The organism is Rhodococcus sp. 66b, from assembly GCF_002076325.1.
GTDB lineage: Bacteria > Actinomycetota > Actinomycetes > Mycobacteriales > Mycobacteriaceae > Rhodococcus_F > Rhodococcus_F erythropolis.
This window is the reverse complement of the sequence record NZ_MUZB01000021.1, coordinates 1-24,882: the sequence shown is the minus strand read 5'-3', so window position 1 is coordinate 24,882 and position 24,882 is coordinate 1. Positions and strand designations below refer to the sequence as shown.

Genomic DNA, 24,882 nt, shown 5'->3' with positions numbered 1-24,882 from the left:
GAACTGGCAAGACGACCCGTCCCGCCTTGCATTTCTATGCCACCGGAGACATCGTTCGTTTTGCTTGGACTAGTGGTGTCGTCAGGTTGCCGACACGAGCGAGGCCAGCTTCGCTGGGAACGGGTACTTGCCGGGTGCGTCCGCGGTGGATTCGATGATTGTGGATTGAGCGTCCCCGTCGACGCTAACGATCCTGAATACCGAGACGCCTTCGGTCCGGATTCACAATCGGTCGCTCTGTTGCACGGGATTCTCCTCTATCGAGATGCCGGCGACTGGCTATTCTCTCAGCTGCCCGTCGGCGACGTTTCGCCTGTCTCGTTCGACGATGTCGAGGTGAAGGGGTTCGCGAGATTCGCCGGTTTCGCGGCGATCGGCGTCGACAGATAGCCCGAGGATTGGGCGTTATGCATCGTCACGATGTCGCTGCCATACATCCACCCTGTCAGGTCGACGCGGTTGGTGCCGCCACCGCCCGCGTTCAACTTCCCCTACACCCGGCAAAGAATCACGGGCGCGTGCCTCTTTCTCCTTCCCCAGCGAGAGACCGGAGTTACCACCGACACAGTCTCCAGTGATCGCCAACACCGACACGGGCGTCACCCAACCCTCCACAAGGGTCGTGGGCCAGAAGTCATCGATGGCCGCATATAGAGCGGAAAGGATCTCGGAAGATAGGCGCCGGTCTTGAGGGCCGCCGATTCACCGGCTCGACGCCGGCCACCCACCCCCACGTGCTCGCGAAAAGACTTGAAGCGACCCCGCATCTAGTCGCGGTAGCGTCTCCAGCCGGAACCTTCGGACCAAACGGTATGCCAATCTTGAGCAACCTGATAGTAATTACGACATGAAACAGACATTTGCCGTCGCGACGGCCCCCCCTGTCGTACTGCCCATCGACGGATTCTGCCCCACTACCGAATCCCTGGCCATCATCGAAGAAGCAGCAGCGTGCCTAGATCAGGCCACCAAACTCGCTGCAACATTTAACCAAGACCACCGTCACCGCACCCAATGTCGAAGCAGCCAACGACTGATACCGCATCACAGCCGGGGTCGAGAGTCACACTTCAGATGCCACAGCGGCCCATCGGCCTTCATCCGCCTTGACTACATTGGTAGTAACAGCATCGGCACCCGAGGTGTTGACTGAACACCGGCAATCCGGCCAAACAATGACAGTTTGCCGAACAATTTGCAGAGGGCATGACGCGCGTAGAAAAAGCGCAGATCCACAGTCACATAGAGACTTCGATGATCGACGACACAATATATGCCCTTTAAAGAATTCTTTCGAACAGCACCATCCACCAGGTACTGGGCCAAGTAATATTCTTCAGTTTTCAAGCTAGATTCACTCAGAGAAAATAGAGGAAATACAGAAATGTCAATTGACGAGCTCGGAGATAGCAGAATTGAAAAACTCGCTAGCGAATCCCTAAACCGCTCTTCGCTAGGTAATTACAACTTAGTTGCTGCACGCAAGACTCTTGGCGAACTCTTGAATTCCATCGGCAGAACTCCCGAGTTCGCCACCTACACTCGACATGATTTAAGTCACATTGATGCCTTGCTGATGGCAGCAGACTGGATCATCCCTGAGGAAACATTCAAGAAACTTACTATCGCCGATGCGCTCATCATCACACTCTCAATTTATGTACACGATATTGGCATGCTGGTCACAAAAAATGAATACGCTAGCCGTCACGAGTCAGATTTTCCGACATTCAAATCTGAAATGTTGAATGACGAAAGTGATCACGGAATAGACTTTAAAGATCGACTAAACGCACTCGAACCCGATGATCACGAGCACTTTTTATACGAGGAATTTGTTCGCAAGTACCATTCACAAAGAGTGCAATCATGGGTATCCAAAGTCAGTCATACCCAGTATGGCAAATCCGATGAAGCGGCTGATCTAATAGATTCTGTATTCCAATCCCTTGACCCAGTAATCAGAACAGATATCGCTTTGATTGCGCGCAGCCATCACCTTGACGACATCCATGACACCAAAAAATACAACATAAATCGCGCCTATGGTGGCGACAAAAATGACACCGCAAATCTGCAGTACGCAGCAATAGTACTGCGCACTGTGGACTTGTTGCATATGACTCGCGACCGCACCCCTGTTGTGCAATTCAGGCTGGCAAGTCCGTCAGATCCAATGGGGCAACGCGAGTGGAGAAAGCAGCAGGCAGTGCGTGCGGTTCGACCGACAATCAAGTCCGATTCACAATCGGAGTCCATTGAAATACATGCAACATTCAGTAACGCCGAGGGATATTTTGCCCTCATGGAATATCTCGACTATTGCGAAGGACAAATAAAGGCCAGTCAATCTTGGGCTACAGAAACCAATACCAGGCATCCTCACCTATCTCATTATGTATTTCCCTGGAACGAAATCGATCGCGAACAAGTCGAGGCTCAAGGATTTGAGCGACGCCAGTTCACCTTCACATTCGATCAGCAAAAAGTACTCGACCTATTGACCGGGCACACCTTGTACAATGACACCGGTGTTGCCGTGCGCGAGATCGTTCAGAATTCAATCGACTCGGTCCGTCTGAGAAATCATATCCATTCGGAATCCGGCGAACACGAAAACACATCAGGGCCTGATATCACAATCAATTTTGACCCCGACTCACGATTTCTCCGCATTCTTGATCGAGGTGTCGGTATGTCGCAAGAGGTCATCGAACGACATTTTCTCAAAGTGGGTTCATCAAGTTACCAAACCAAAGAATTCCGGGAGAGCAATCCATCCTTTACATCCATATCCAGATTTGGAATCGGGGTATTGTCAGCGTTCATGATCGCCGACGAAGTACACGTGGCGAGCATCAGCACGAACGACACTATCGGAAGACAACTGGTCCTAAAATCGGTTCACGGCCGATACCTGATTAAGAATTTCGATCCAGGTTCGGAAATTTTCTCTCGAATTGGAAAGCACGGGACAGAAATTAGCATGAAACTTCGCGCTAGTTCCGAGGTCAACAAAGATATGAAGTCACTTCTCCAAAAGTGGATACTAATACCCGAATGCACTATAGAGTATATCGAAACTGGCCACCCCCCCGAGCCAGTAGGCACCCAAGATGTAGAAGAAGCCTTGACTTCCTTGATGTCAAAGATAAACTTCCCGTCACATAAAACACGAGTATTCACACAGAAGGAAGAAGGAATATCTATAGCAATAGCCCAGTCCTGGAACAAAACGTACAAGGAATGGGAAGTTATAAGCAGCGGTTCATCAATCCCAGACTTCGACCAACAACCGCTCAGCCCGTTTGAGAATGACCTAAGGTTCGCGATATCTGGGGTTAGCGTGCAAGGGATACGAGTAACCGAGAATGTTCCGGGCCTTCGCGAAGGCGGACCGATCGTCCTGGTAAATGTCACGGGACAAAACTCGCCCCGAACAAATGTTGCACGGACCGACCTCGAAGCAGGGCCGAGCCTTGACCATCTTATAAAGAAGATCTATTTTTACCTAATGCAAACCATAGAAGAGCAAATACCCGAAATCTCGCAAAATGTTTCAAAGCGACTGGCTCTAAAAGAAGCTGGACATCTATATTCTGAAATACTCTCCCAAGAGGGGAGATCCATGTACACCAAGCCAAAGATAATGTCAGATGTACTTAAGCATGCTCCATTACACCCTGCCGAAATTGATGGTGTCTTCCAATCAAAATCCAGCGAAAATCTTGAGCGTAGCGGATTCACGGTGTTGATCGGCCCTGCGGCCGATGACGCCGCAAGGTTCCTCGATTGGTTACCCGAACCAAAAGGCCTTCTTACAGTACTCAAAGATGGAGGTCTGCTCAAAGATATACAAGGCACACGGCTCCCGCTACTCGGCAACCAAAGCGCGCTTTTTTCATATGACGAACATTTATGGAAAAAATTCGAGCCCGCATCCATCCAAACATTAGAGGGCGGAAAAAGCCTTTTCATCAGATTTGAAAAATCTAAAAACAGTTGGTCGAGAGAATTTCCATTAGGACCTAGAATCCTTGCAAGCTTCCGACAGGTTACTGATTTCTTTGATAAACCACGGGAGGGTCGATACTTCCAGTCACACACCAGCCTATACTGCACATCCGATGTTATAGAACTTGATGAGGACAGCAAGTTGGATGTTGTATTCATCGGACATTATAGACTATTTCTGAATCATACACGGTTCGCTCAACTTTATACTAGAATAAGCAAGCGATATCTTGCAGGCGACGAATATGCAGCGGGTGAACACGCAACACTTCTATATATCACAACCTGGGTTAGACCGTGGGGATTCCAAGAAGAAGCACATGCTCGAAATCTAGAAACCTTGAGAGGGTGGCTGGATCTCCAGGAAAACAAGGATTGGCCGGAGAACAGTGAGCTCAGAATCGCAGCTGAAGGCGTCTCCGACCTCATTTCGTGGTCTGCGGCCTCGGCGTGGCGGAGACGAGGCGACAGTGAACGAAATTAGCAGCCACCTTATCCTCGGGGAGGTCAGTGCACGATTTCCAGACCATAATCTGTGCGTTGATTCCCGATCTAGTTATAAACCGCCCTTAGTTCGGCAGCAGTTAATCATGCCCGTGGCTGAATCGAGCCTGCGCCAACTCGATTCACACCGTTACTTGCAGGCAAGCTTGTACACTGCTCAGGGTGACTGTCCGCGCAGCAACCTCCCTTCCCAGCCACGGACGGGCCGTTAAATTGACGGCCCGTCCGCGCGAGACAACCAGCCGACCGGACAGAGTCTCGAACTGCTTTCGGTAGTTCTGCGCCGGAGCTTCGAGGGCGCGATGCGCTCTCCGGAGACGAAGAGTGGTTCCAACGTCATCCGCCAGACCGAATGGACGCCGGCGTCGAGAAAGGCGTCGACAGCGTCGATTTCGACCATCGGTGCATCTCCCGGTCCGTCGGTGATGACGACAATGGTGCGAGCCATCATCGCCGGGCCTGCAGCGGCGGCGAGGTCGAGGAGCATGCGGTGCGCGGCCCCGGCGGCGTCGCGGCGGAGCGGTACCGGTACGAGGAGGACGTCCGCGTGGGTGGTTGCCCAGTGCCAGCTGGCAGCGAGGCGGTTGTTGCCGGTGTCGGCGATGAGGATCTCGCGGTGCTGGGACAAGATCTGCGCCGCCGCGTGGGCGTCGTCGTAGCCGAGACTGGATCCGTGAGCGCCGTTGTTGCCGGCGACGATGTCGTCCCCGCCTGGTTGGCGGGTGAGGTACTGCGAGAGCGCCGAGGGCCGGATGCTGCCGGGCTCGGCTGTCTCAGCGGCGATCAGTGACAGAACGTCGTGTCCGTCGCGGGGTGGGATGCTGACGCGGTCGGCGAGGCTGCCGCCGACGTCGGCGACGTCGACGCAGACCGTGGTTGCGGCGCCGCGGTGTTCGGCAATGATCGCATTCAGCCCTACCGCGAGTGGAGTTTTGCCGACGCCTCCTTTCGGGTTGGCGATGGTCACGATCGAGAACCCCGGGAGTGGGCCGGTGATGGACGCGATGCCGGCGCAGTGGCGCATTTCGGCGGACTCGGGTTTCGGAGCAATTCGGAGGTTGAGGACGGTGTTAAGTCGAGTCTGTAAATGATCTAGTCAGAAGTTGTCTACCGCCAATGCGGCAGTTGGTCCTGGCAGTTAGACCGCCGCGTTGTCACGACCATCGCCGACAACACATTCAACCGCCGCCGCGCTAGAGCAAGGGACGGGTTGGGTGTGACGTTTCTATTCGAATCGTTTCCAGGCTTAGGAGGTCTGCGATACGCAGACAACTTGGGAGGCTCAACTGGGCGGCGAGGTAGAGCGCCCACAACAGGCGGTCGTATCGCCTCTGCCGCCACAGGTTTCCGCTCACCCGACCCGACTCAGATGGTTCCGGTCCGGACCCGCGATGCGCGACAACCGATCTGGGGTTCCGAACGCAGTGAGATCACCACTAATGACAGCGAGGACTTCCACTCCGAGCACCGGACTCAAGCCGGCCATTGACTCGACCACTGCCGTATCGCCTCCAGCGTCTGATGACCGGACAGCAAGATCAATGTCGCCTTGACATTGGTGAGGTCCAACGTCCGCTCCATTGCCAGGAAATCGGAGCAAAATCGTCGAACGGTGAATAAGCGCCGTAGAAATACTCGGTTTATCGGCCGGTCGACACCACGAACTTTGCAAGCTCTTGTGCTCGTGCTGCTAACCTTCCGCCCATGCCGGTTTCTGCGGATGTTCGCGAGCGCCTTCGGTCTCATTTGGATCCAGATGACGAGATCCGGTACGTATTTCCAGCGGACGTTCTGATGAGCGCGAAACCGAGTGTGATTGTCGTGGTGAGCCGAAAGGCGATCACCGTATTCTCGACGAGCTTTCGGTCCAGAAAAGTGCCGAGGTCGATCCTCACCCAGTTCCCGAGAATGACCGTTCTCGGCCCGGTCGATACTGCGTCCACGCCGCACTTCACTGCGGCGGGCATAACGTACGAGATCGACGAAGAATATGTTGCAGTCGTGAACGCTGCCGACGCGGAGATCACGTCACCGCAGGACTTTCCACGAGATCCGTTGCCGAACCTCTGAATGCACAAACAAAAAAGGCAGTTTCTCATTTCTGAGAAACTGCCTTTTTGATCTAACTTCGGTCGGGCTGACAGGATTTGAACCTGCGACCACTTGACCCCCAGTCAAGTGCGCTACCAAGCTGCGCCACAGCCCGTCCCACGCCCTTGTTTCGGGCGCTTGGAAAGATTACATCAGGGACGGGCCGAAGTACCAATCGGCTGGTCAGAGCCGTTTCAGTACCAAATTGGACGCAGAATCAGCGGCCCTTACGGTCACGCTTCTCGCGCACTCGCACGGATACGCGGATCGGGCTGCCATCGAAGTTGAACTCTTCACGCAGACGCCGCTCGATGAAGCGGCGGTAGCCGGCCTCGAGGAAGCCCGTGGTGAAGAGAACGAATGTCGGCGGGCGCGTGCTTGCCTGCGTCGCGAACATGATGCGAGGAAGGCGACCACCACGCATCGGAGGCGGCGTTGCTGCCACAACTTCCTTGAGCCAGGTGTTCAGGCGACCCGTGGGGATGCGCTTGTCCCAGGACTCCAGAGCCGTGTCGAGAGCCGGCACGAGCTTCGCCACGGCGCGACCGGTGTGGGCGGAGATGTTGACTCGCTGAGCCCACGGAACGCGGACCAGATCGCGGTCCACTTCCTTGTCCAGCATGAGTCGACGGTCCTCGTCCACGAGGTCCCACTTGTTGAATGCGATCACCAATGCACGACCCGTGTCGGCCACCATGCTCAGAACACGCAGGTCCTGCTCGGTGATCGGCTCGTGCGCGTCGATCAGCAGGATCGCAACCTCAGCGGCCTCGATCGCGCTCTTCGTACGCAGCGACGCATAGAACTCGGCACCGCTGGCATGGCTGACACGCTTGCGCAGACCAGCCGTGTCGACGAAACGCCAAGGGCGCCCGCCGAGTTCGACAATGGAGTCGACGGGGTCGACGGTGGTGCCGGCAACATTGTGCACGACGGACCGCTCGTCACCGGACAGCTTGTTGAGCAAGCTGGACTTTCCGACATTCGGCTTTCCCACGAGAGCAACACGACGCGGACCGCCGCCGGGGATACCTTCACGCGGGGTTTCCGGCAGCTTCTCGAGAACCTCGTCGAGCAGGTCGCCGGTGCCGCGGCCGTGGGTCGCACTCACGGAGTACGGCTGACCGAGGCCCAAGGACCACAGCGCTGCAACCTCGGACTCGGTGCGTCCGTCGTCTACCTTGTTGGCAACGAGGATGACCGGAGTCTTCGAGCGGCGAAGCACGCGAGCCACAGCTTCGTCCGTCGCCGTAGCGCCGACAACAGCGTCGACGACCAGGAGAATGGCGTCAGCCGTTCCCATGGCCAACTCGGCCTGACGGGCAACGGCCTGCTGAAGGCCCTTTGCGTCGGGTTCCCATCCGCCGGTGTCCTGGACGAGGAAGCGTCGTCCGGCCCAGTTCGCCTCGTACGAGACGCGGTCACGGGTAACGCCGGGGATGTCCTCGACTACCGCTTCACGACGGCCGATGATGCGGTTGACGAGCGTCGACTTGCCGACGTTCGGTCGACCGACAACAGCCAAGGTCGGGACGGCAATGTGCGCTTCGCCTTCGCCGTCCGCTTCGAGATCGGCGTAATCCCACTCCGATTCCTCGGACCAAGTTCCGTCACCGGCATATTCGGTTACCAGATCGTCGCTCACTGCACTGCTCCAGTTCTGTCGCTGACCACCAACAGCAACTTGGCGATCACATCTTCAATTCCCAATTCGCTCGTATCCACCAGAATGGAGTCGTCGGCAGGGCGCAACGGCGACACTGCCCGAGTCGAATCGAGATGGTCACGGCGCTGCACATCAGCCAGCACCGCTTCGTAATTGTCTTCACGGCCTTGGCCGACATTCTGCGTATTGCGCCGTGCCGCACGGGTTTCCGCCGATGCGGTCAAGAAGATCTTGACGTCTGCATCGGGGAGTACGACGGTTCCGATGTCGCGACCTTCCACGACGATCCGCTCCGCACCGGCCGCCAACTCACGCTGAGTGGCGACCAGCAGGTCGCGAACCTCGGGCACAGCCGAGACCGCGGAGACAGCCTTGGTGACCGCGTCGCCGCGGATCTCCTCACTGACGTCCGCGCCGTCGAGATGCACCTGCTCACTGCTTGGATCGGTACCGATGGACCACGGCAATGCCGCAACGGCAGCGGTGATCGCGGCGGAATCAGCCAGATCGATTCCCTGACGAAGCACGTGCAGGGTCGCGATCCGGTAGATGGCTCCAGTGTCGAGGTAGCGAGCACCCAAACGCTGCGCCAACGCGCGAGAGACGCTGGACTTGCCGGTTCCGGACGGTCCGTCCATAGCGACTACCAGCGGCATGGACGAATCGGTCACAGGCCGACCGCCTCGTACAGTCCACCGACCTCGCTACGTCCGAGGACGCGCTGCGTTCCCGGACGCTGATCGCCGAGAGCGACAACTCCGACGTTGGTGCGAACCAGACGGACAACGGGGTGACCGACGGCATCGAGGAGGCGACGCACGATGTGCTTACGGCCCTCGTGCAGTACGAGCTTGACGAGCGTCTTGCCCTCGTTGATCTCGAGCACGGTGAAGGCGTCCACCTTGGCCGGACCGTCATCGAGAGTGACACCGTCACGCAGCTGCTTGCCGGTGCTGCGCTCGACAACGCCGTGAACCGTGGCGAGGTACGTCTTCGGAACCTCGAACGACGGGTGCATCAGGCGGTGAGCCAAGTCGCCGTCGTTGGTGAAGAGGAGCAAGCCTTCGGTGTCGGCGTCGAGACGGCCGACGTGGAAGAGCCGCTGACCCGACTGAACGCGCTCGGAGACGATGTCACCGACGCACGGACGACCGAGATCGTCGGACATGGTGCACTGCCAGCCACGCGGCTTATTCATCGCGAGGTAGACGAGGTCCTTCTGCACGACGACGCGGACGCCGTCGACACGAACCACTGCGTTCTCGGGGTCGACACGCAGACCCTGCTCGACCACGATGCGGCCGTCGACCTCGACGCGACCCTGGTCGATCAGCTCTTCAGCTGCACGGCGTGATGCGACGCCGGCCTGAGCCAGTACCTTCTGCAAGCGGACGCCGTCGCCCTTCGGCGGGCCGTCGTGCTTGGTGATCTCGGCGTGCTGATGACGTGCCGGCTTGGCGTTGGACACCAACGGGTTCTGAGAGACCACGCGCTGCGGCTTCTCGGTCTTCGGCTTGCCACGCTTGTTGGTCGCCGGCGGTGTGGGAGCTGCCGGGCGCTTGCGCGGAGGTCCGTCGAACTTGGATCCACGAGGTGCGTTCGACCATGCGCCGCCACGAGGAGCGTCGGGGCGTGCGCCGCGCTGATCGTCACTACGACGGTCGGCGCCACCGCGCGGTGCGCGACGGGCGTCGACGTGGGGGGTACGGCGGTCATCGCTGCGGGGTCCGCGGCGGTCGTCAGTGCGCGGTCCGCGACGGTCGTCGTTGTAGCCACCACGACGGTCGTCGGTACGTGCGGGGCGACGGTCATCGCTGCGCGGCGGGCGACGGTCATCGCTGCGCGGCGGGCGACGGTCATCGCTGCGCGGCGGGCGACGGTCATCATTGAATCCACCGCGACGGTCGTCCGTGCGGGGACGGTCGGATCCGGCGTTGCGGTCGTATCCGGAGGTACTGCGGGAAGTGTTGCTGCGTCCACCACGGGGCGCTTCGCTACGTGCGCCGCGGGGGGCGTCGCTGCGACCACCACGGGGGGCATCGCTGCGTGCGCCGCGGTTGTCGCGGGAGTTGTTACGGTCCGGTGTGCCATCTCGGCGAGCGGGATTGTTCACTTTTTTCCTGTCAGTTTTCTACTGTTTCCCGAGCGTGGTCGGGTCTTTCTCGGTGCTGACGACGGCCGGTATTCCGGTCAGTCGTCGACTTCGGTGTCCACTACCTCAGTGGGCACGTCTGCCTTGTTCATTCTCGCAAATCGCGGATCGGATTCCAGGCTTTCGCTGATGTCGTCGATGAGATCGACATCAGGCAAGAGCGGGGCCAACTCCGGGAGCTCGCTGAGCGAGGCCAGCCCGAGCCGTTCGAGGAACAGTTCGGTCGTGGAGTACCGTGTCGCGTTGGTGTCCGGGTCAGGCCCGGCTTCCGCGATCAGTCCGCGGGCAAGGAGGGTGCGTACCACCCCGTCCACGTTGACGCCTCGTACCGCACTGATCCGCGCACGAGTCAACGGTTGACGGTATGCGACTACGGCCAAAGTTTCCAATGCCGCCCTGGTCAATTTGGTGCGTGCGCCGTCCAATAGCAGCTTTTCCACGTACGGGGCAAACTCTTGTCGCGTGTACAGACGCCATCCGTCGCCCGCGTAGCGAAGGTCCATTCCGCTGCCGCGAGCGGTCAATGCGGCCGACATCGACGTCAGGCGTTCTTCGACGCGCGCCGGCGCGGTTCCGGTGACAGATGCGAGTTGGTTCACTTCCGCCGGCGAATCCACGACAAGCAGAAGCGACTCCAGCACTGCGTCGAGTTGATCGTCGTCGAGGTCGAAATCGGGTGCAGACTCTTCGGACTCCAAGGCGGGGCCGGTAGGCTCGATAATCTCGTCTAGCTGCGAAGACTCTGATTCCGTCGGCTCGGCATTCATCCGTAGTCCTCCTCTGTGACCGGCGCGGCCGGGTCGTCTCCGGTCCAACTCACCATCAGCGGTCCGAGGGCCTCGGGTTGCTCGAACACGATGACCCGCCGGCGATACAGCTCGAGCAATGCGAGAAACCTTGCCACTATCTCGACGGTGATTTCGCACTCGGCGACGAGGTCCCCGAAGGGTGTCCACTCCCCGATGCCTCGCTCGCGCAGCAACTCGAGAATTCGCTCCGCTTGTTCGGGTATCGAGATATTGGACACATGGAGGTGATCGAGGCCCACTGTCGGCACCGGACGCGGTGTGAACACCGTCGCCGCGATCTCCGCAAAACGCTGAGGGTCGACGCCCAACAACACCTCGGGCAGGAGTTCGGTGAACTGATCCTCGACGGCAACAGAGCGCGGATAGCGCCGCAGCGCTGCTTCCTCCAACTCACCGAACAGCGCCGCAACCTGTTTGTACGCCCGGTACTGCAGCAGTCTCGCGAAGAGAAGATCACGTGCTTCGAGAAGCGCCAGATCCTCCGCGTCCTCGACCTGCCCGGCGGGCAACAACCTGGCCGCTTTCAGATCCAGAAGCGTAGCTGCGACGACCAGGAATTCCGTCGTCTGATCAAGGCCCATCGCACTGCCGAGTTCCTTGGTGTACGCGATGAAATCGTCCGTGACGGTGTGAAGGGCGACTTCGGTGACGTCGAGCTGCCGTTGATTGATCAGGTTCAACAGCAGATCGAACGGGCCTTCGAAGTTCCGGAGAGTGACTCGAAAACCGGCAGCCTTGGCTGCGGTCTGAGCGTCGGTCGGCACGTTCGGATCGATCGAATCCGGCTCGACTTCGACCGGATCTTCTTGCGATGCAATCAGTTCCACTAACGACCAGACCGGTGAATGACCTCGCGGGCCAAGGCTCGATATGCCTCGGCGCCAGCCGATTTCGGCGCCCACGTCGTGATCGGCTCACCGGCAACGCTGGTTTCGGGGAATCGAACGGTGCGGTTGATCACCGTGTCGTAGACGACGTCGCCGAACACCTCGACCACTCGCGCCATCACCTCACGAGCGTGCAGGGTCCGGGCGTCGAACATCGTGACGACGATGCCGGCCAACTCGAGCTTCGGATTGAGACGGTCGTGCACCTTTTCGACGGTGTCGTTGAGAAGTGCCAGGCCGCGGAGGCTGAAGTACTCGCATTCCATCGGAATGATGACCGAATCGGCGCACGCCAGCGCATTCACCGTGAGCAGGCCAAGCGACGGCTGGCAGTCAATGAGCACGTAGTCGTACCGATCGAGAACCGGGTGCAGCACGCGCCCCAAAGTCTGCTCACGCCCGACCTCGGTGACCAATTGAATCTCGGCGGCCGAAAGGTCGATGTTGCTGGGGAGCAGGTCCAGACCGTCCACCCGAGTGCGCATCAACACGTCGTCGATGGACACACGCGGTTCGACCAGGAGATTATGGACGGTCAGTTCCAGGTCGTGATGCTGAACGCCCAGACCAGCAGACAACGCTCCTTGGGGATCGAGATCCACCAAGAGCACTCGGCGACCGTATTCGGCCAACGACGCGCCCAGGTTGATGGTCGACGTCGTCTTGCCGACGCCGCCCTTCTGGTTGCACATCGCGATGATCATCGCGGGTCCGTGGTGCGCCAACGGTGTCGGTTGGGGTACCTCGCGGACCGGCCGGCCCGTCGGACCGAGTTCTTCCGTGGAAACAGCAGGGGTTTCCGCAGGTGGAGAGGCTACTGGCGTCGTATCTATTTCGAACATCGCCTCTGGTTCGGAGGGTACAGCTGGTGCTGATTCGTTCACGCGCTCGAAGAGTTGGGCATTGACATGCGGCGGCGCGGACTCCGCCGCTGGTGGCTGCGATGTCGACACGGTCCGATGCTCCCCTACTCTTTCGGCGGTTGCTCTCGGCGCCGGCAAACCCCCGAAACTGCGGTGGAGGCCGCTCGCGCTCCTTGAACGCTACCGCTTACATCACCGAATGGTCTCGCAGACACGCATGAGCCAACCAACGCCTAACGGGCGCGTGGGTGTGCCTGAGCCCACACTTCGCGCAGCGCTGTGACGGTGACCAGTGTGTAGATCTGCGTCGTGGTTACCGAAGCGTGACCGAGAAGTTCCTGCACGACGCGTACGTCCGCGCCGCCGTCGAGCAGGTGTGTGGCAAACGAGTGCCTGAGCGTATGGGGTGAGACGTCCGCCTTGATCCCGGCCGACGCGGCCGCGTCCTGAAGAATCTGCCATGCACTCTGACGCGAGAGGCGTCCCCCGCGAGCGTTGAGAAAGAGGGCAGGAACACCACGCGTCGCGAGGCTGGGGCGCCCGCGGACGAGATACGCGTCTACGGCGGCGATCGCCGGCCTGCCGACGGGGACGATCCGCTGCTTGCCGCCCTTGCCCTTGAGCAGCACGGAACGGGTTTCGGTGTCGATGTCGTCGACGTCCAGATCGATCGCCTCGGTGATGCGTGCTCCGGTCGAGTACAGAAGCTCGAGCAGAGCGCGATCCCTCAGGTCGCGGGGCCCGTCACCGGCCGCCCCGCCACCCGAAGCGTCGAGTAGGGCGATCACGTCGTCGAGCGGCAGAGCCTTGGGCAGCTTGCGTCCGGGCGTCGGCGGCTTGACCGTACGAGCCACATCGACACCGACCAGGCCCTCGGCGGCGGAGAACTTGTGGAATCCGCGGACCGCGATCAGGGTCCTCGCAGCCGAACTGGCCGCCAACGGTACGACTCCGGCATCTTTGTCACCCAGGCGCAAATGTGTCACGAATTCGGTGACGTCGTTCTCCGTCACGCCCGTGACGTCGTCGATGCCGCGCCCGTCCAGGTACTCCGCGTACCGATTCAGGTCGCGGCGATACGAAAGCAGAGTGTTGCGCGCAGATCCTCGCTCGACCGCTAGATGGTCGAGATACGAGTCCACCTGTCGGGCAAGCACTTCAGGCTCGCGACTTGCGTTCTCCGAATGCGCGAGGACGATCGGGCCACGGTGCGTCGGCGGGGCGTAGCGGCTTTCCCGTCGAGCGTGCGGTAGCGATCGCGAGAATGCCCGATACCGCGGTGGCATTGACGATGTCGCCGCGCAGCGCCATGTCGACGGCGTCGGCGAGCGGAACTCGCGAAATCTCGAGATCGGCTTCTTCGTGTTCGGGATCGTCGCGCTCCACCTCGTGCAGCCCCTCGGCGAGGAAGACGCGAACCGCCTCGTCCGTGAACCCGGGTGAGAGAGCTACATCGACCAGCACCGACCATCGATCGGCGCCGAGTCCGGTTTCTTCGCCCAGCTCGCGCGCTGCCGCCTCGACCGGGCTCTCCCCCGCAGCGTCGAGCAGACCGGCAGGGATTTCCCACAACCGGTGCCCGAGCGGGTGACGGTACTGGTGAATCAGCACCAGGTTGTCGTGCTCGTCCAGTGCCACGACGGCAACGGCGCCGTGGTGTTCGACGACTTCCCGATCGGCACGCTGACCACCAGGCATCGCAACGGTGTCGACGCGCAACGCGATGATCGCGCCGGTGTAGACCGTCTTGGAGCCGAGGGTGTCGAATTCGTGCCGACCGGGATCGCTCATCTGTGGCTAGACCTTTTCCACGTTCTCGACTGCAGCGTCGAGCGCTGTCTCGGTGGCAGCGGTGTCGATTTTCTCGTCACCGTGGACGTCGACGGGCAGGCGCTCTTCGAGCTTGTACGTCAACGCTGCTTCGACGAAGGCGGCGAACAGCGGGTGCGGGCGCGTCGGGCGGCTCTTGAGCTCCGGGTGTGCCTGGGTGGCAACGAAGAACGGATGCTGCTCACGCGGGTACTCGACGAACTCGACCAGGTGACCGTCCGGCGAGGTTCCGCTGAACTGCAAGCCGGACTTGGCAATCCGGTCGCGGTACGTGTTGTTGACCTCGTAGCGGTGACGGTGACGCTCGGAGACGTCCTCGGTTCCGTAGGCCTGAGCGACGACGGAACCCTTGGTCAGCACGGCCGGGTAAGCACCCAGACGCATTGTGCCACCGAGGTCGGCGTCACCGGCGATGACGTCTTCCTGATCAGCCATCGTGGAGATGACCGGGTGCTTGGTGTCCGGCTCGAACTCGGCCGAGTTGGCATCGTCGAGGCCGACGCTGCGAGCAGCTTCGATGACGACGCACTGCAGACCCAGACACAGACCCAGCAGCGGCAGCTTGCGTGCACGTGCGAAACGGATCGCGCCGAGCTTGCCCTCGATGCCGCGGATGCCGAAGCCGCCCGGGATCAGAACACCGTCGACGTCACCGAGAGCGGCCTGCGCTCCGGCTTCGGTCTCACAGGCGTCCGACGGGACCCAGGAGATCTCGACCTTGGACCGGTTCGCGAATCCACCGGCGCGCAGAGCCTCGGTGACGGAGAGGTATGCGTCGGGCAGGTCGACGTACTTGCCGACCAACGCGACCCGCACGGTCTCACGCGGCTGGTGAACACGATCGAGGAGGTTGCCCCACACGGTCCAGTCGACGTCGCGGAACGGGAGACCGAGCTGGCGAACGACGTAGGCGTCGAGGCCCTCACGGTGCAGAACCTTCGGGATGTCGTAGATCGAGGGAGCGTCGGGCGTCGAGATGCAGGCGTCGACGTCCACGTCGCACATCAGCGCGATCTTGTTCTTGAGGCCCTGCGGAACGTCACGATCGCAACGAAGGATCAGCGCGTCGGGCTGAATGCCGATGCTGCGCAACGACGCAACCGAGTGCTGCGTGGGCTTGGTCTTGAGTTCTCCGGAGGGGCCGAGGTACGGCACGAGGGAGACGTGCAGGAAGAAGACGTTGTCGCGGCCGACGTCGTGGCGGACCTGGCGAGCGGCTTCGAGGAAGGGCTGCGATTCGATGTCGCCGACGGTTCCACCGATTTCGGTGATCACGACATCCGGGCGGTGTCCCTGCAGATCCGGGCCGCTCATCTCGAGGATGCGACGCTTGATCTCGTCGGTGATGTGCGGGATGACCTGAACGGTGTCACCGAGGTACTCGCCACGACGTTCCTTGGCGATGACCGTCGAGTACACCTGGCCGGTGGTGACGTTCGCCTGACCGGATAGGTCACGGTCGAGGAACCGCTCGTAGTGCCCGACGTCGAGGTCGGTCTCGGCACCGTCTTCGGTGACGAAAACCTCGCCGTGCTGGAAGGGGTTCATGGTGCCCGGATCCACATTGAGATAGGGATCGAGCTTCTGCATGGTCACGCGCATTCCCCGCGCGGTCAACAACTGTCCCAGGCTCGAGGCGGTCAAACCTTTGCCGAGCGAGGAAGCTACACCTCCGCTGACGAAGATGTGCTTGGTGGCGGTACGCGTGTTAGTGCGTGACTGTGGCAAAGGGGCTCCCGTGACGACTGTGCAGGGCTTGGTCTGATGAAGCATGCTGGGGCCTGCCGACCCACGGGATTTCACGGTAACACCTATCGGGGGTCGGTGCCTACAACGCGCCGACTTTCCGCCCCCGATGTGACCGGCGTATCAATACCGGGGTGTTCAGTTGGTGGGTGCGCCGACGGTAACCGCCGCCGCTCCCGGTCCCGTGCCGTAGCGGCCGGCGCCGCCGTTCAACTGTTCCTGAAGTGCCAACGGCGTCGTGATCTTGCCCGATTCCCGGTCGATGTTGTCGATGGTCGTCAAGCCCGCTGAGAGCGCCGCGTCCGCACGTGCAACGGCAACCGGACCACTGCCCTCGGCCGAGCCAGGCCGGCCCGCGAGAATCGTTCCTGCGCCGCGTCCGTCGAGAGCACCGGCAAACCGGGCGATGACGGCGCCGCGGTTACCCGTGGCTGCGTCGGATTCACTCTTGTTGTCGCCGGTGAGAACCACGGCGAGCTGAGCCGGCTTGACCGCTCCGTCGTCGTAGCTGATGAAACCGGCGCTACGCAGCGAGTCGAGCGCGAGATTCATCTCGTCCGGAGTGCTCTGCGGTTCGCTGTTCTGCCCGTTGAGAAGCAGAACCGAACCGAGCAGATCACCCGCGAGACTGCCCTGATCGACCGCACCGGTCTTGAGGGTGATCCCCGCAGGGATGACATTGGTGACGACGGTCCGCAAGCGGTCACCGCCGGTGGCGTCGACAAACGAATCGGTGAGCGAGACGCGTCCGGTCACGGCGCCGCCGGCGGCAGTGACGAGTCGGTTGACACCGTCGAGATCACTGGGATCCGCGTCCGGTGCCGTGATGACGACGACGGTGCGACCAGCGAGACTGTCACGCACGACGCGACCGCCGACAGCGGCATCGAAGCCGTCCGCGGAATTGAGTTGCTGCTGAAGCTGATTGGACTGTTGATTGAGGTCTTCGATCTCGTTCTGCAGGTCCGCTTTGTCGTCACGCAGACCGGACAGCAATCCACTCGACAGCATTCCGGAACCGAGCACCACGCCGATCGCGAGTGCCAGAAAGATTGCCGCTATGGAAATTGCATGTTGACGCATCGAAATCACTTGAAGAGCCCCTGAACCCACAGCGCGAAGCTGTTCCACGTTGCGATTGCCCAGTCGAGAACTTCACTACCGGCATTGGACACGACCAGGGCGACGATCACTGCCACCAGGGCGGCGAGCACCAGGAGCGCGATCGCGCCGCCGGACACTCGACTTCGATACAGCGTTGCCACAGCCTTGGCATCGACCAGTTTCGGTCCAACCTTGAGCCGTGTCATGAACGCCGACGGATTGCTTTCACGACGCCCACGGTCGAAGAACTCGTCCAAGGACACCACGTTGCCGACCGTCACGATCAGTGAAGCTCCGTGGTGATCGGCAAGCAGCAGGGCAAGGTCGGTCGGTGAGCAGGTCGCCGGGAACGTCATCGCCCCGATACCGAGATCCTGGATTCGGGAAAGCCCCGCCGCATGACCGTCCTGGTCTGCAGGCAGAACAACTTCCGCGCCGGACTTGAGCGTGGAACTGGTGATTTCCTCCGGGTCGCCCACGATCAGATCGGGGCGGTATCCGGCCTTGCTCAACACGTCCGCACCTGCGCCGACACCGATCAAGATCGGCGAATACTCCTTGATGAAGGGCTTGAGGTTCTTCAGATCGGTCTCGCGTTCGGGGCCGTCGGAGACGACCACGACATGGCGGTCCTTCAAGTCGATATCGATGTCCGGAACACCGATTCCGTCGATGAGCAACGGGCTTTCGGTGCGGATGAACTCGATGGTGTTACCCGAGAACGCTTCCAAGTGATCGACCAGGCCGGTCTTGGCCTCGATCATCCGGTCGGAGATTTCGGCCTCGGTCTGCTCTTCGCCCTTGACGAGGCTCTTCTCGCCGTTGAAGATCTCGCCCTCGTGCAGGCGGATCTTGCTTCCGTCCTTGATGTTCTTGAAGACATCACCGTCGACGGCATCGATCAGAACGATGTCGTTGGCGACGATCACTTCCGGTCCGAGGTTGGGGTACCGCCCCGAAATCGACGGCGACGCGTTGACCACGGCCATGACTCCGGCTTTCACCAGAGCATCGGCGGTCCGGCGATCGATGTCGATTTCGTCGAGGATCACGATGTCTCCAGGACCGACACGGCGCAGAAGCTTCGCCGTGTTCCGATCGGCCCTGGCGATGCCACTGATCCCAGGCAAGGATTCGGTGTTACGTGAGAGCAATCCGGGCATCTTCATGGCTTCGATGATGAACCTGAAACCGCGTTGACCGGTGGAGGCGCGCCGACAACTACCACATCAGTCACACCAACACCACAGAACCTTCAATCTGTGACGCGGGCCGCATTCGCGATCTCGAGCAGTTCTTCGGCGTGCGCACGACCGGTTTCGGTGTCGTCCAGCCCTGCCAACATACGGGCCAATTCGACCACCCGATCCGAATCCGACAAGGTCCGCACGCCACTGCTCACCACTCCGCCTTTGTCGTCGACCTTGTCCACCACGAGGTGGGTGTCGGCAAACGCAGCAACCTGCGGAAGGTGGGTGACAACGATAACCTGATGCGTGCGAGCAAGTTTCGCCAATCGGCGGCCGATCTCGACAGCAGCGCGGCCACCGACCCCCGCGTCCACCTCGTCGAAAACCATCGTCGCACCGGTGTCGCTACCAGCGAGAACAACCTCCAGCGCCAGCATGACGCGTGACAGCTCACCACCCGAAGCGCTCTTGCTGATCGGAAGTGAAGGTGCCCCACTGTGCGCTGACAGGCGAAATTCCACGTCGTCGACGCCGGCCGACCCGGCATGCAGGTCTACTCCCCCGACACTGAGCGGCGCCGAGTCCTGCGGGCCGGCAGGCTGCGAACGCACAGTCACCTCAAGGCCCGCACGTCCCATCGCCAGACCGGCGAGTTCCGCGCTGACGGCTTTGGCGAGCTTTGCCGCCGCCTTGACTCGCGCGGCGCTCAGCTTGGTAGCTGCCTCCGCGGTCAGACCAGCCGTCTCCTCGACCTGCTTGGCCAACAGTGACAACGCATCCGAGGACACGTCGAGTTTGGATAGACGAGCGCGAGCAGTATCTGCCCATTCGAGAACACCGTCGACATCGGCGGCGTACTTGCGAGTCAGAGTCTTCAGTTCCGATTGCCGCGACAACAAAGAGTCCAGAGCACCCGGGTCTGCGGGCAGCCCGGACAGGTAGGTGTTCAGGTCACCGGCAACGTCGGTGACGACGGCAATAGCGTCGGCCAACAGGGAACCGAGGCCATCCAGATCGGCGTCGGTGACCGACTCGATGCGCGCCCTCGCTTCGGACATCAGGTCTAGCGCCGGCATGACACCGACGTCGCCGCTTGCCATGTCGTCATTACCGGCGAGCGCAGCGTGCGCCTCTTCGGCAGCGGAGCGGAGCGAATCGAGTTCACTGAGTCGACGAACTTCGGCAACGATCGCCGTGTCCTCGCCGGGCTCGGGTGCCACGCCGTCGATTTCGTTGAGCGCGAAGGTCAACTGATCTGCTTCTTGCGCCAGTTCACGAGCCTTCGACGTGCGCTCGATCAATTCCGAACGAGCATCGAGCCACTCACGACGGTGTTTGCGGTACCTCGTCAGCAGCGTTCCGATTGCCTTGTCCCCGAAGCGGTCCAGCGCGTTGCGTTGCTGGTCGGGACGAAGCAATCGCAGCTGATCGTTCTGTCCGTGGACAGTCAGAAGTGGGTCCGTGAATTCGGAGAGAACTCCCGCCGGCACGCTTCGTCCGCCGAGATGAGCCCGTGACCGCCCATCGCTGCCGACTGTCCGAACAGCGATGATGGTCCCGTCCTCGTCGCGCTCGGCGCCGGACGATTCCAGGATTCGGACGATCTCACGCTCGGTGGCCGGCGAGACGTCGTCGGCGATGAATCGTCCTTCGACAACGGCCCGCGACGCGCCCAACCGCACTCGACCGGCATCCGCTCGCGCTCCGCTGAGGAGGTGCAAGCTGGTGACGACCATCGTTTTACCTGCGCCGGTTTCACCGGTCAGGACGGTCAGGCCCTCGTGAAACTGGGCGCTGGCCTCGGAGATCACACCAAGACTGTCGATACGGATCTCTGCGAGCACGATTAAGGCTTCCTTCCTCGCCATCCGGTAACCGGAAGCTCGAACTTGCGAACCATCCGATCAGCGAAAGGCGCAGAGTCCAACCGGACCCACTTGACGGGAGTGGCGCCGCGAACGATCTCGACGCGAGCGCCGGCAGGCAGTTCCAACGTACGACGGCCGTCGCAGAAGACCAGGCCGTCGTGGCTACCGGCGACGGTCTCCACCGCGATGATCGAATTCGGGCTGGTGACCAACGGCCGCGCGAACAGCGCGTGCGCGTTGCTGGGTACGACGAGCAATGCTTCGAGTTCGGGCCACACGACGGGGCCGCCTGCGGAAAATGCATAAGCGGTCGAGCCTGTGGGAGTGGACACGAGAACACCGTCGCAACCGAACGCAGACACCGGTCTGCCATCGACTTCGAGGACAACTTCGAGAACTCCCAGACGCGAACGGTTCTCGATACTGGCCTCGTTGAGCGCCCACCCGCGGTCGATGATCTCGTCGTCCACCCGAATCACGACGTCGAGTGTCATACGGGACTCGACGCGATATTCCTTGCGAACTACCTGTGCGAGAGCCTCGTCGAGATGCTCGGCCTCGGTCTCTGCCAGAAATCCGATCCGTCCGAGGTTGATGCCCAGTACAGGAATGGACGCTTCTTGAGCGAGTTCGGCGGCGCGCAGAAACGTGCCGTCGCCACCGAGAACAAGTACCAACTCGCATCCAACGGCAGCATCAGGGCCGGGATGAACAACCGTGACGTCGAGACCCGGCGCAGAGAAACCCTCTGGTTCCGTCATTGCTTCGATGCGCGAGCTGTCTGCTTCGTCGACGAGGACTCGCAGTCCAATTCCCGCGCGCTCGAAGATCTTCCCGACCCGCTTGGCAGTTTCCGTGATGTCACGTCGACCAGGGTGTGCGACAAGAAGGATCTCGCGCGACTCGCCGTTCGTGACCGCGTTCACTGGGGCCCTTCCTCTACAGCCTTGCGAATCATGTCCTCCACCGTAGGAATTCCCTCGGTGTTCGTCTCGGCGTCGGTATCCGTCTCTTCGTCGCCGGATGTACCCGTCTTTCGAAGCCACAGGAAATACTCGACATTTCCCGACGGACCGGGCAATGGGCTGGCCACGACACCTAACGTCCGCAGACCTACCTTTGCAGCAGCCTCCGACACGTCGAGCACAGCGGAGATTCGCAATTCCGGATCTCGTACGACGCCACCGGCACCGACGCGGTCCTTGCCCACCTCGAACTGAGGCTTGACCATCGGAACCAGGTCCGCGCCGTCAGCGGTACAGGCGACAAACGCCCCGAGTACCAGTTTGAGAGAGATGAACGACAGGTCCGCGACAACGAGATCGACAGTTCCGCCGATCGTCTCGGCATCGATAGCGCGAACATTGGTTCGGTCGATGACATGCACTCGGTCGTCGGACTGCAGGCGCCACACCAATTGGCCGTAACCGACGTCGACGGCGACAACTTCCTTCGCACCGCGTGTCAGCAGAACGTCCGTGAACCCGCCGGTGGAAGCGCCGGCGTCGAGGCACCGGCGACCTTCGACCGTCAATCCTTCGGTACCGAAGGCGTCAAGGGCACCGATCAGTTTGTGAGCACCGCGCGACGCCCACGAGACTTCCTGCTCCACCTCGACGACCCGAAGCGGCGTTCCGGCTTCGATCGCCGTCGCAGGCTTGGTCGCAACGGCTCCGGAAATGAGAACTCGGCCCGCGGAGATCAGTTCTTGCGCATGATCTCTCGATCGTGCCAGACCGCGACGGACCAATTCGGCGTCCACCCGTGCTCTACGTGCCACGTCAAGCCCTGTCCACAGAGGCGAGTGCCTGGACGAGCACCTCGTGTGCCTGTTCCAAAATATGTGCCTTCTGCGGAATCACACCTGCTCCGTGATGATCGTTCGGATCGTGTTCGATGCCGCCGAGGCGTGCCAGCAAACCGTCGACGTCAGAACGTATTCGTTCCGGATCGACGGTAGGGCGTGACCCGGGCAGCGGTGATCCGTTGCTCGAGTTTCCGGGGTGCGGTGTCGGCGTGCTCATCGGGCACAACGTTAGTGCATGACTCTCGGTTGCGCATACACCCGCACCCCCGCGAGTCGAACACATATGCGAGAAATCAGACCAGCCAGGAAGCAAACAGATCCGCCACGCCGGCATCCGACGCTTCCAGCGTCTGGAACGACGGATTAGCCCATGCGACAGGCGCAACCGCACGTAGAAGTGACATTTCGTCCCCGACAACCGGGCCATCGACGACCAGTGCCGACCCGTTCACGGAGACAGACCACTTGGAGTCCGCACCGACCAGCGATTCGACGGCCGGCTGATTGAGCGAATCCAGAGTTGCTGCAATGTAGGTGGGGCGCTGCTCAATCGGAGCCCGCAGTACGTCGCCCGGCGTGCTCACACCGGTCAGTACCAACAGTGAGTCGATCGAAACAGCATGTGCGCCTTCGATATCAGTGTCCAAGCGATCACCGACGACCAGTGGACGCGAGCACCCACTGCGTGCAAGCGCATCCTCCATCAGCGGAGCAGCAGGCTTGCCTGCCACCAAGGGTTCCTGCCTCGTGGCGGCGCGCAGAGCCGCCACCATCGAGCCGTTGCCGAGCACCAAACCTCGTTCCGACGGCAGTGTGGTGTCCAGGTTCGCAGCCACCCACAGCGCCCCGGCCCTGATCGCCAAGCATGCCTCGGCGAGGATCGACCAGTTGGTCTCCGTCGAATGTCCTTGGACGACTGCAACCGGGGAATCCGCGAATTCGCGCACCGGAAACAACCCGACGCGTGTCACCTCGTCGGCCAATGCGTCGGTACCGACGACAAGTACGGCGGCACCGGGTTCGAGACGCTCAGCCAACAGGCGCACCGCCGTTTGAGAACTGGTGACCACGCGATCGTCTTCGGAATCGAAACCGAGTTCGGTCAGATGCGCGGACACTGCCGAAGGCGAGCGACTCGCATTGTTGGTCACGTAGTACAGAGCCTGCGTACCCTGACCCAACGCAGCCTGGGTGCCGGGAATCGCATGAGCTCCGGCGTACAGCGTGCCGTCGAGATCGAGCAAAAGTACGTCGTACTGAGTACGAAGCACGGTCACTGATCTTCTCCGGTCAACTCGGCCACCCGTTCTTCAGCATCCGTGTCACCCTCGAGGTCTGCAGCTGCAGCATTGAGGAACCACTTCAATCCGTCTTCGACACGACCTGCTGCAACGAGGGCATCAGCGTACGCATAGAAAAGCCGAGCCGCCGCTTCACCGGTACGCGCTGCGTCAAGATCCTTGGTCTGCAGTGTGACAACTGCCTGATCGAACTGACCGAGATCCATGCGGGCGCCGGCGACCACGATCCTCAACTCCGAAGCCTCGTCGCCGGAAAGCAGGGCAGCCTCGTCGCTACGGCCGAGCTCGATGGCGCGTTCGGGTCGACCCAAACCGCGTTCGCAGTCGGCCATGACAGCGATCAGACCCGGTCCACCAGCCATTCGTCGGGCAGCGCGAAGCTCGGAGAGAGCTTCAGCCCATTCACCGGCGTGGTACGCGGTGATTCCAGCAGCTTCACGAACGACCGCAATTCGGCCGGCGCGCTGACGAGCAGCGCGCGCGTGGAGCAGTGCAAGTTCCGGGTCTTCGTCGACAAGCTTGCCTGCCATGACGAGGTGACGCGCAACTGTGTTGGCGTTGTCCTTGTCGAGGCTGAGCAGATCCCGACGCACGGCCGGGTCCAACTCGGTGGGCTCTACGTTGTCGGGCAAATCCGGTTCGTCAGGTCGTGCTTGCTGACGGTTGCGGTCGCCGTCGCGTCCACGAGGGGTGAACCCACCCTCGCCGCCGCGACGCTGTCCGCCGTTGAATCCGCCGCCACGGTTACTGTTTCCAGCACCGCCACGGTTGTTGTCTCCGGCACCACCGCGGCGGTCTCCGCCTGCAGCGCCGCGTGATCCACGCCCGTCGTTGTCACGACGGGGGCCACCTGATCGAGGCGCTCCTCCCCCACGGAAGGACCGACGCTCGTCGCCATTCTCCGACACAGTCATTCCTCTCATACAACGCACGAAAGGGGACCCAATATGTTGGGTCCCCTTTCGGTTAACGGGTGTTCGGCGGTGTCCTACTCTCCCACACCCTGTCGAGTGCAGTACCATCGGCGCTGAAGGGCTTAGCTTCCGGGTT

General features: G+C 60.9%; 21 protein-coding genes, 1 tRNA gene and 1 rRNA gene. 2 read left to right on the top strand and 21 right to left on the bottom strand.

Features of this window, described 5'->3' with window-relative positions:
- Window positions 1-287: 287 nt before the first annotated feature.
- Window positions 288-485 (bottom strand): hypothetical protein, encoded by a 198-nt coding sequence (locus B0E55_RS31565; protein ID WP_133053453.1) that lies wholly within the window; start codon window positions 483-485, stop codon window positions 288-290.
- An 899-nt stretch (window positions 486-1,384) separates the two neighbouring features.
- Between B0E55_RS31565 and B0E55_RS28515 the strand changes: the two genes are divergently transcribed.
- Window positions 1,385-4,498: an HD domain-containing protein gene (locus B0E55_RS28515; RefSeq protein ID WP_080910936.1), complete on the top strand. Its 3,114-nt coding sequence runs from the start codon at window positions 1,385-1,387 to the stop codon at window positions 4,496-4,498.
- A gap of 228 nt (window positions 4,499-4,726) precedes the next feature.
- Here B0E55_RS28515 and B0E55_RS28510 read toward each other — a convergent pair whose 3' ends face one another.
- A complete protein-coding gene (locus B0E55_RS28510; protein WP_241896158.1) occupies window positions 4,727-5,485 on the bottom strand; it encodes a ParA family protein in 759 nt (252 codons plus the stop codon).
- Between the two features lie 827 nt (window positions 5,486-6,312).
- On the opposite strand from B0E55_RS28510, the gene B0E55_RS28505 reads away from it, so the two are divergent.
- Window positions 6,313-6,588 carry a hypothetical protein gene (locus tag B0E55_RS28505; RefSeq protein WP_198538467.1) on the top strand — a complete coding sequence of 92 codons (276 nt, stop codon included), beginning with the start codon at window positions 6,313-6,315 and terminating at the stop codon, window positions 6,586-6,588.
- Window positions 6,589-6,650: 62 nt separating this feature from the next.
- Here B0E55_RS28505 and B0E55_RS28500 read toward each other — a convergent pair.
- The 19 genes from B0E55_RS28500 to rrf form a co-directional block, all read right to left on the bottom strand.
- Window positions 6,651-6,724, bottom strand: a tRNA-Pro gene (locus B0E55_RS28500).
- A gap of 102 nt (window positions 6,725-6,826) precedes the next feature.
- A complete protein-coding gene (der, locus tag B0E55_RS28495) occupies window positions 6,827-8,254 on the bottom strand; it encodes a ribosome biogenesis GTPase Der (RefSeq protein ID WP_003946199.1) in 1,428 nt (475 codons plus the stop codon).
- On the bottom strand, window positions 8,251-8,931 hold the full coding sequence (gene cmk, locus B0E55_RS28490) for a (d)CMP kinase (protein ID WP_198538465.1): 681 nt from the start codon (window positions 8,929-8,931) through the stop codon (window positions 8,251-8,253). Before cmk ends, der begins: the two co-directional genes overlap by 4 nt.
- Before the next feature lie 11 nt (window positions 8,932-8,942).
- Window positions 8,943-10,388, bottom strand: coding sequence for a pseudouridine synthase (locus B0E55_RS28485; RefSeq protein WP_080910933.1), 1,446 nt, complete (start codon window positions 10,386-10,388; stop codon window positions 8,943-8,945).
- A gap of 77 nt (window positions 10,389-10,465) precedes the next feature.
- The gene (gene scpB, locus B0E55_RS28480; protein ID WP_080910932.1) at window positions 10,466-11,194 is read right to left on the bottom strand and encodes an SMC-Scp complex subunit ScpB; all 729 of its coding nucleotides are present in this window, start codon (window positions 11,192-11,194) and stop codon (window positions 10,466-10,468) included.
- The gene (locus B0E55_RS28475; RefSeq protein WP_108912748.1) at window positions 11,191-12,063 is read right to left on the bottom strand and encodes a segregation and condensation protein A; all 873 of its coding nucleotides are present in this window, start codon (window positions 12,061-12,063) and stop codon (window positions 11,191-11,193) included. The genes scpB and B0E55_RS28475 overlap by 4 nt, the downstream gene beginning before the upstream one ends.
- Complete coding sequence (locus tag B0E55_RS28470; RefSeq protein WP_020969711.1) at window positions 12,063-13,076, bottom strand: ParA family protein; 1,014 nt, start codon at window positions 13,074-13,076, stop codon at window positions 12,063-12,065. The genes B0E55_RS28475 and B0E55_RS28470 overlap by 1 nt, the downstream gene beginning before the upstream one ends.
- 143 nt (window positions 13,077-13,219) lie before the next feature.
- A complete protein-coding gene (gene xerD, locus B0E55_RS28465) occupies window positions 13,220-14,143 on the bottom strand; it encodes a site-specific tyrosine recombinase XerD (protein WP_080910931.1) in 924 nt (307 codons plus the stop codon).
- Window position 14,144: 1 nt separating this feature from the next.
- Window positions 14,145-14,777: an NUDIX domain-containing protein gene (locus B0E55_RS28460; protein ID WP_020907867.1), complete on the bottom strand. Its 633-nt coding sequence runs from the start codon at window positions 14,775-14,777 to the stop codon at window positions 14,145-14,147.
- Between the two features lie 6 nt (window positions 14,778-14,783).
- The gene (locus tag B0E55_RS28455) at window positions 14,784-16,544 is read right to left on the bottom strand and encodes a CTP synthase (protein ID WP_029255445.1); all 1,761 of its coding nucleotides are present in this window, start codon (window positions 16,542-16,544) and stop codon (window positions 14,784-14,786) included.
- A 156-nt stretch (window positions 16,545-16,700) separates the two neighbouring features.
- Window positions 16,701-17,654, bottom strand: coding sequence for a copper transporter (locus B0E55_RS28450; RefSeq protein ID WP_019748590.1), 954 nt, complete (start codon window positions 17,652-17,654; stop codon window positions 16,701-16,703).
- Window positions 17,651-18,835, bottom strand: a complete 1,185-nt coding sequence (gene steA, locus B0E55_RS28445) for a putative cytokinetic ring protein SteA (RefSeq protein ID WP_020907868.1) — start codon at window positions 18,833-18,835, stop codon at window positions 17,651-17,653. The genes B0E55_RS28450 and steA overlap by 4 nt, the downstream gene beginning before the upstream one ends.
- 86 nt (window positions 18,836-18,921) lie before the next feature.
- Window positions 18,922-20,700, bottom strand: coding sequence for a DNA repair protein RecN (recN, locus tag B0E55_RS28440; RefSeq protein WP_080910930.1), 1,779 nt, complete (start codon window positions 20,698-20,700; stop codon window positions 18,922-18,924).
- A 2-nt stretch (window positions 20,701-20,702) separates the two neighbouring features.
- Entirely contained in the window at window positions 20,703-21,650 is a 948-nt protein-coding gene (locus B0E55_RS28435) for an NAD kinase (RefSeq protein WP_019748593.1), read from the bottom strand.
- On the bottom strand, window positions 21,647-22,504 hold the full coding sequence (locus tag B0E55_RS28430; RefSeq protein WP_020907870.1) for a TlyA family RNA methyltransferase: 858 nt from the start codon (window positions 22,502-22,504) through the stop codon (window positions 21,647-21,649). The genes B0E55_RS28435 and B0E55_RS28430 overlap by 4 nt, the downstream gene beginning before the upstream one ends.
- Window position 22,505: 1 nt before the next feature.
- Window positions 22,506-22,748 carry a hypothetical protein gene (locus B0E55_RS28425; protein WP_019748595.1) on the bottom strand — a complete coding sequence of 81 codons (243 nt, stop codon included), beginning with the start codon at window positions 22,746-22,748 and terminating at the stop codon, window positions 22,506-22,508.
- Between the two features lie 76 nt (window positions 22,749-22,824).
- Window positions 22,825-23,808, bottom strand: coding sequence for an HAD-IIA family hydrolase (locus B0E55_RS28420; RefSeq protein ID WP_080910929.1), 984 nt, complete (start codon window positions 23,806-23,808; stop codon window positions 22,825-22,827).
- On the bottom strand, window positions 23,805-24,746 hold the full coding sequence (locus B0E55_RS28415; protein ID WP_073513327.1) for a hypothetical protein: 942 nt from the start codon (window positions 24,744-24,746) through the stop codon (window positions 23,805-23,807). The genes B0E55_RS28420 and B0E55_RS28415 overlap by 4 nt, the downstream gene beginning before the upstream one ends.
- A gap of 61 nt (window positions 24,747-24,807) precedes the next feature.
- Window positions 24,808-24,882 (bottom strand): 5S ribosomal RNA (gene rrf, locus B0E55_RS32685); the annotation flags it as partial.

What these genes read in the sequence shown, in the direction of transcription:
- B0E55_RS28515 (WP_080910936.1), top strand. Translation starts at nt 1,385, where the DNA reads ATGTCAATTGACGAGCTCGGAGATAGCAGAATTGAAAAACTCGCTAGC.
- B0E55_RS28505 (WP_198538467.1), top strand. Translation starts at nt 6,313, where the DNA reads ATGAGCGCGAAACCGAGTGTGATTGTCGTGGTGAGCCGAAAGGCGATC.
- cmk (WP_198538465.1), bottom strand. Translation starts at nt 8,931, where the DNA reads ATGCCGCTGGTAGTCGCTATGGACGGACCGTCCGGAACCGGCAAGTCC.
- scpB (WP_080910932.1), bottom strand. Translation starts at nt 11,194, where the DNA reads ATGAATGCCGAGCCGACGGAATCAGAGTCTTCGCAGCTAGACGAGATT.
- B0E55_RS28460 (WP_020907867.1), bottom strand. Translation starts at nt 14,777, where the DNA reads ATGAGCGATCCCGGTCGGCACGAATTCGACACCCTCGGCTCCAAGACG.
- steA (WP_020907868.1), bottom strand. Translation starts at nt 18,835, where the DNA reads ATGAAGATGCCCGGATTGCTCTCACGTAACACCGAATCCTTGCCTGGG.
- B0E55_RS28425 (WP_019748595.1), bottom strand. Translation starts at nt 22,748, where the DNA reads ATGAGCACGCCGACACCGCACCCCGGAAACTCGAGCAACGGATCACCG.
- B0E55_RS28415 (WP_073513327.1), bottom strand. Translation starts at nt 24,746, where the DNA reads ATGACTGTGTCGGAGAATGGCGACGAGCGTCGGTCCTTCCGTGGGGGA.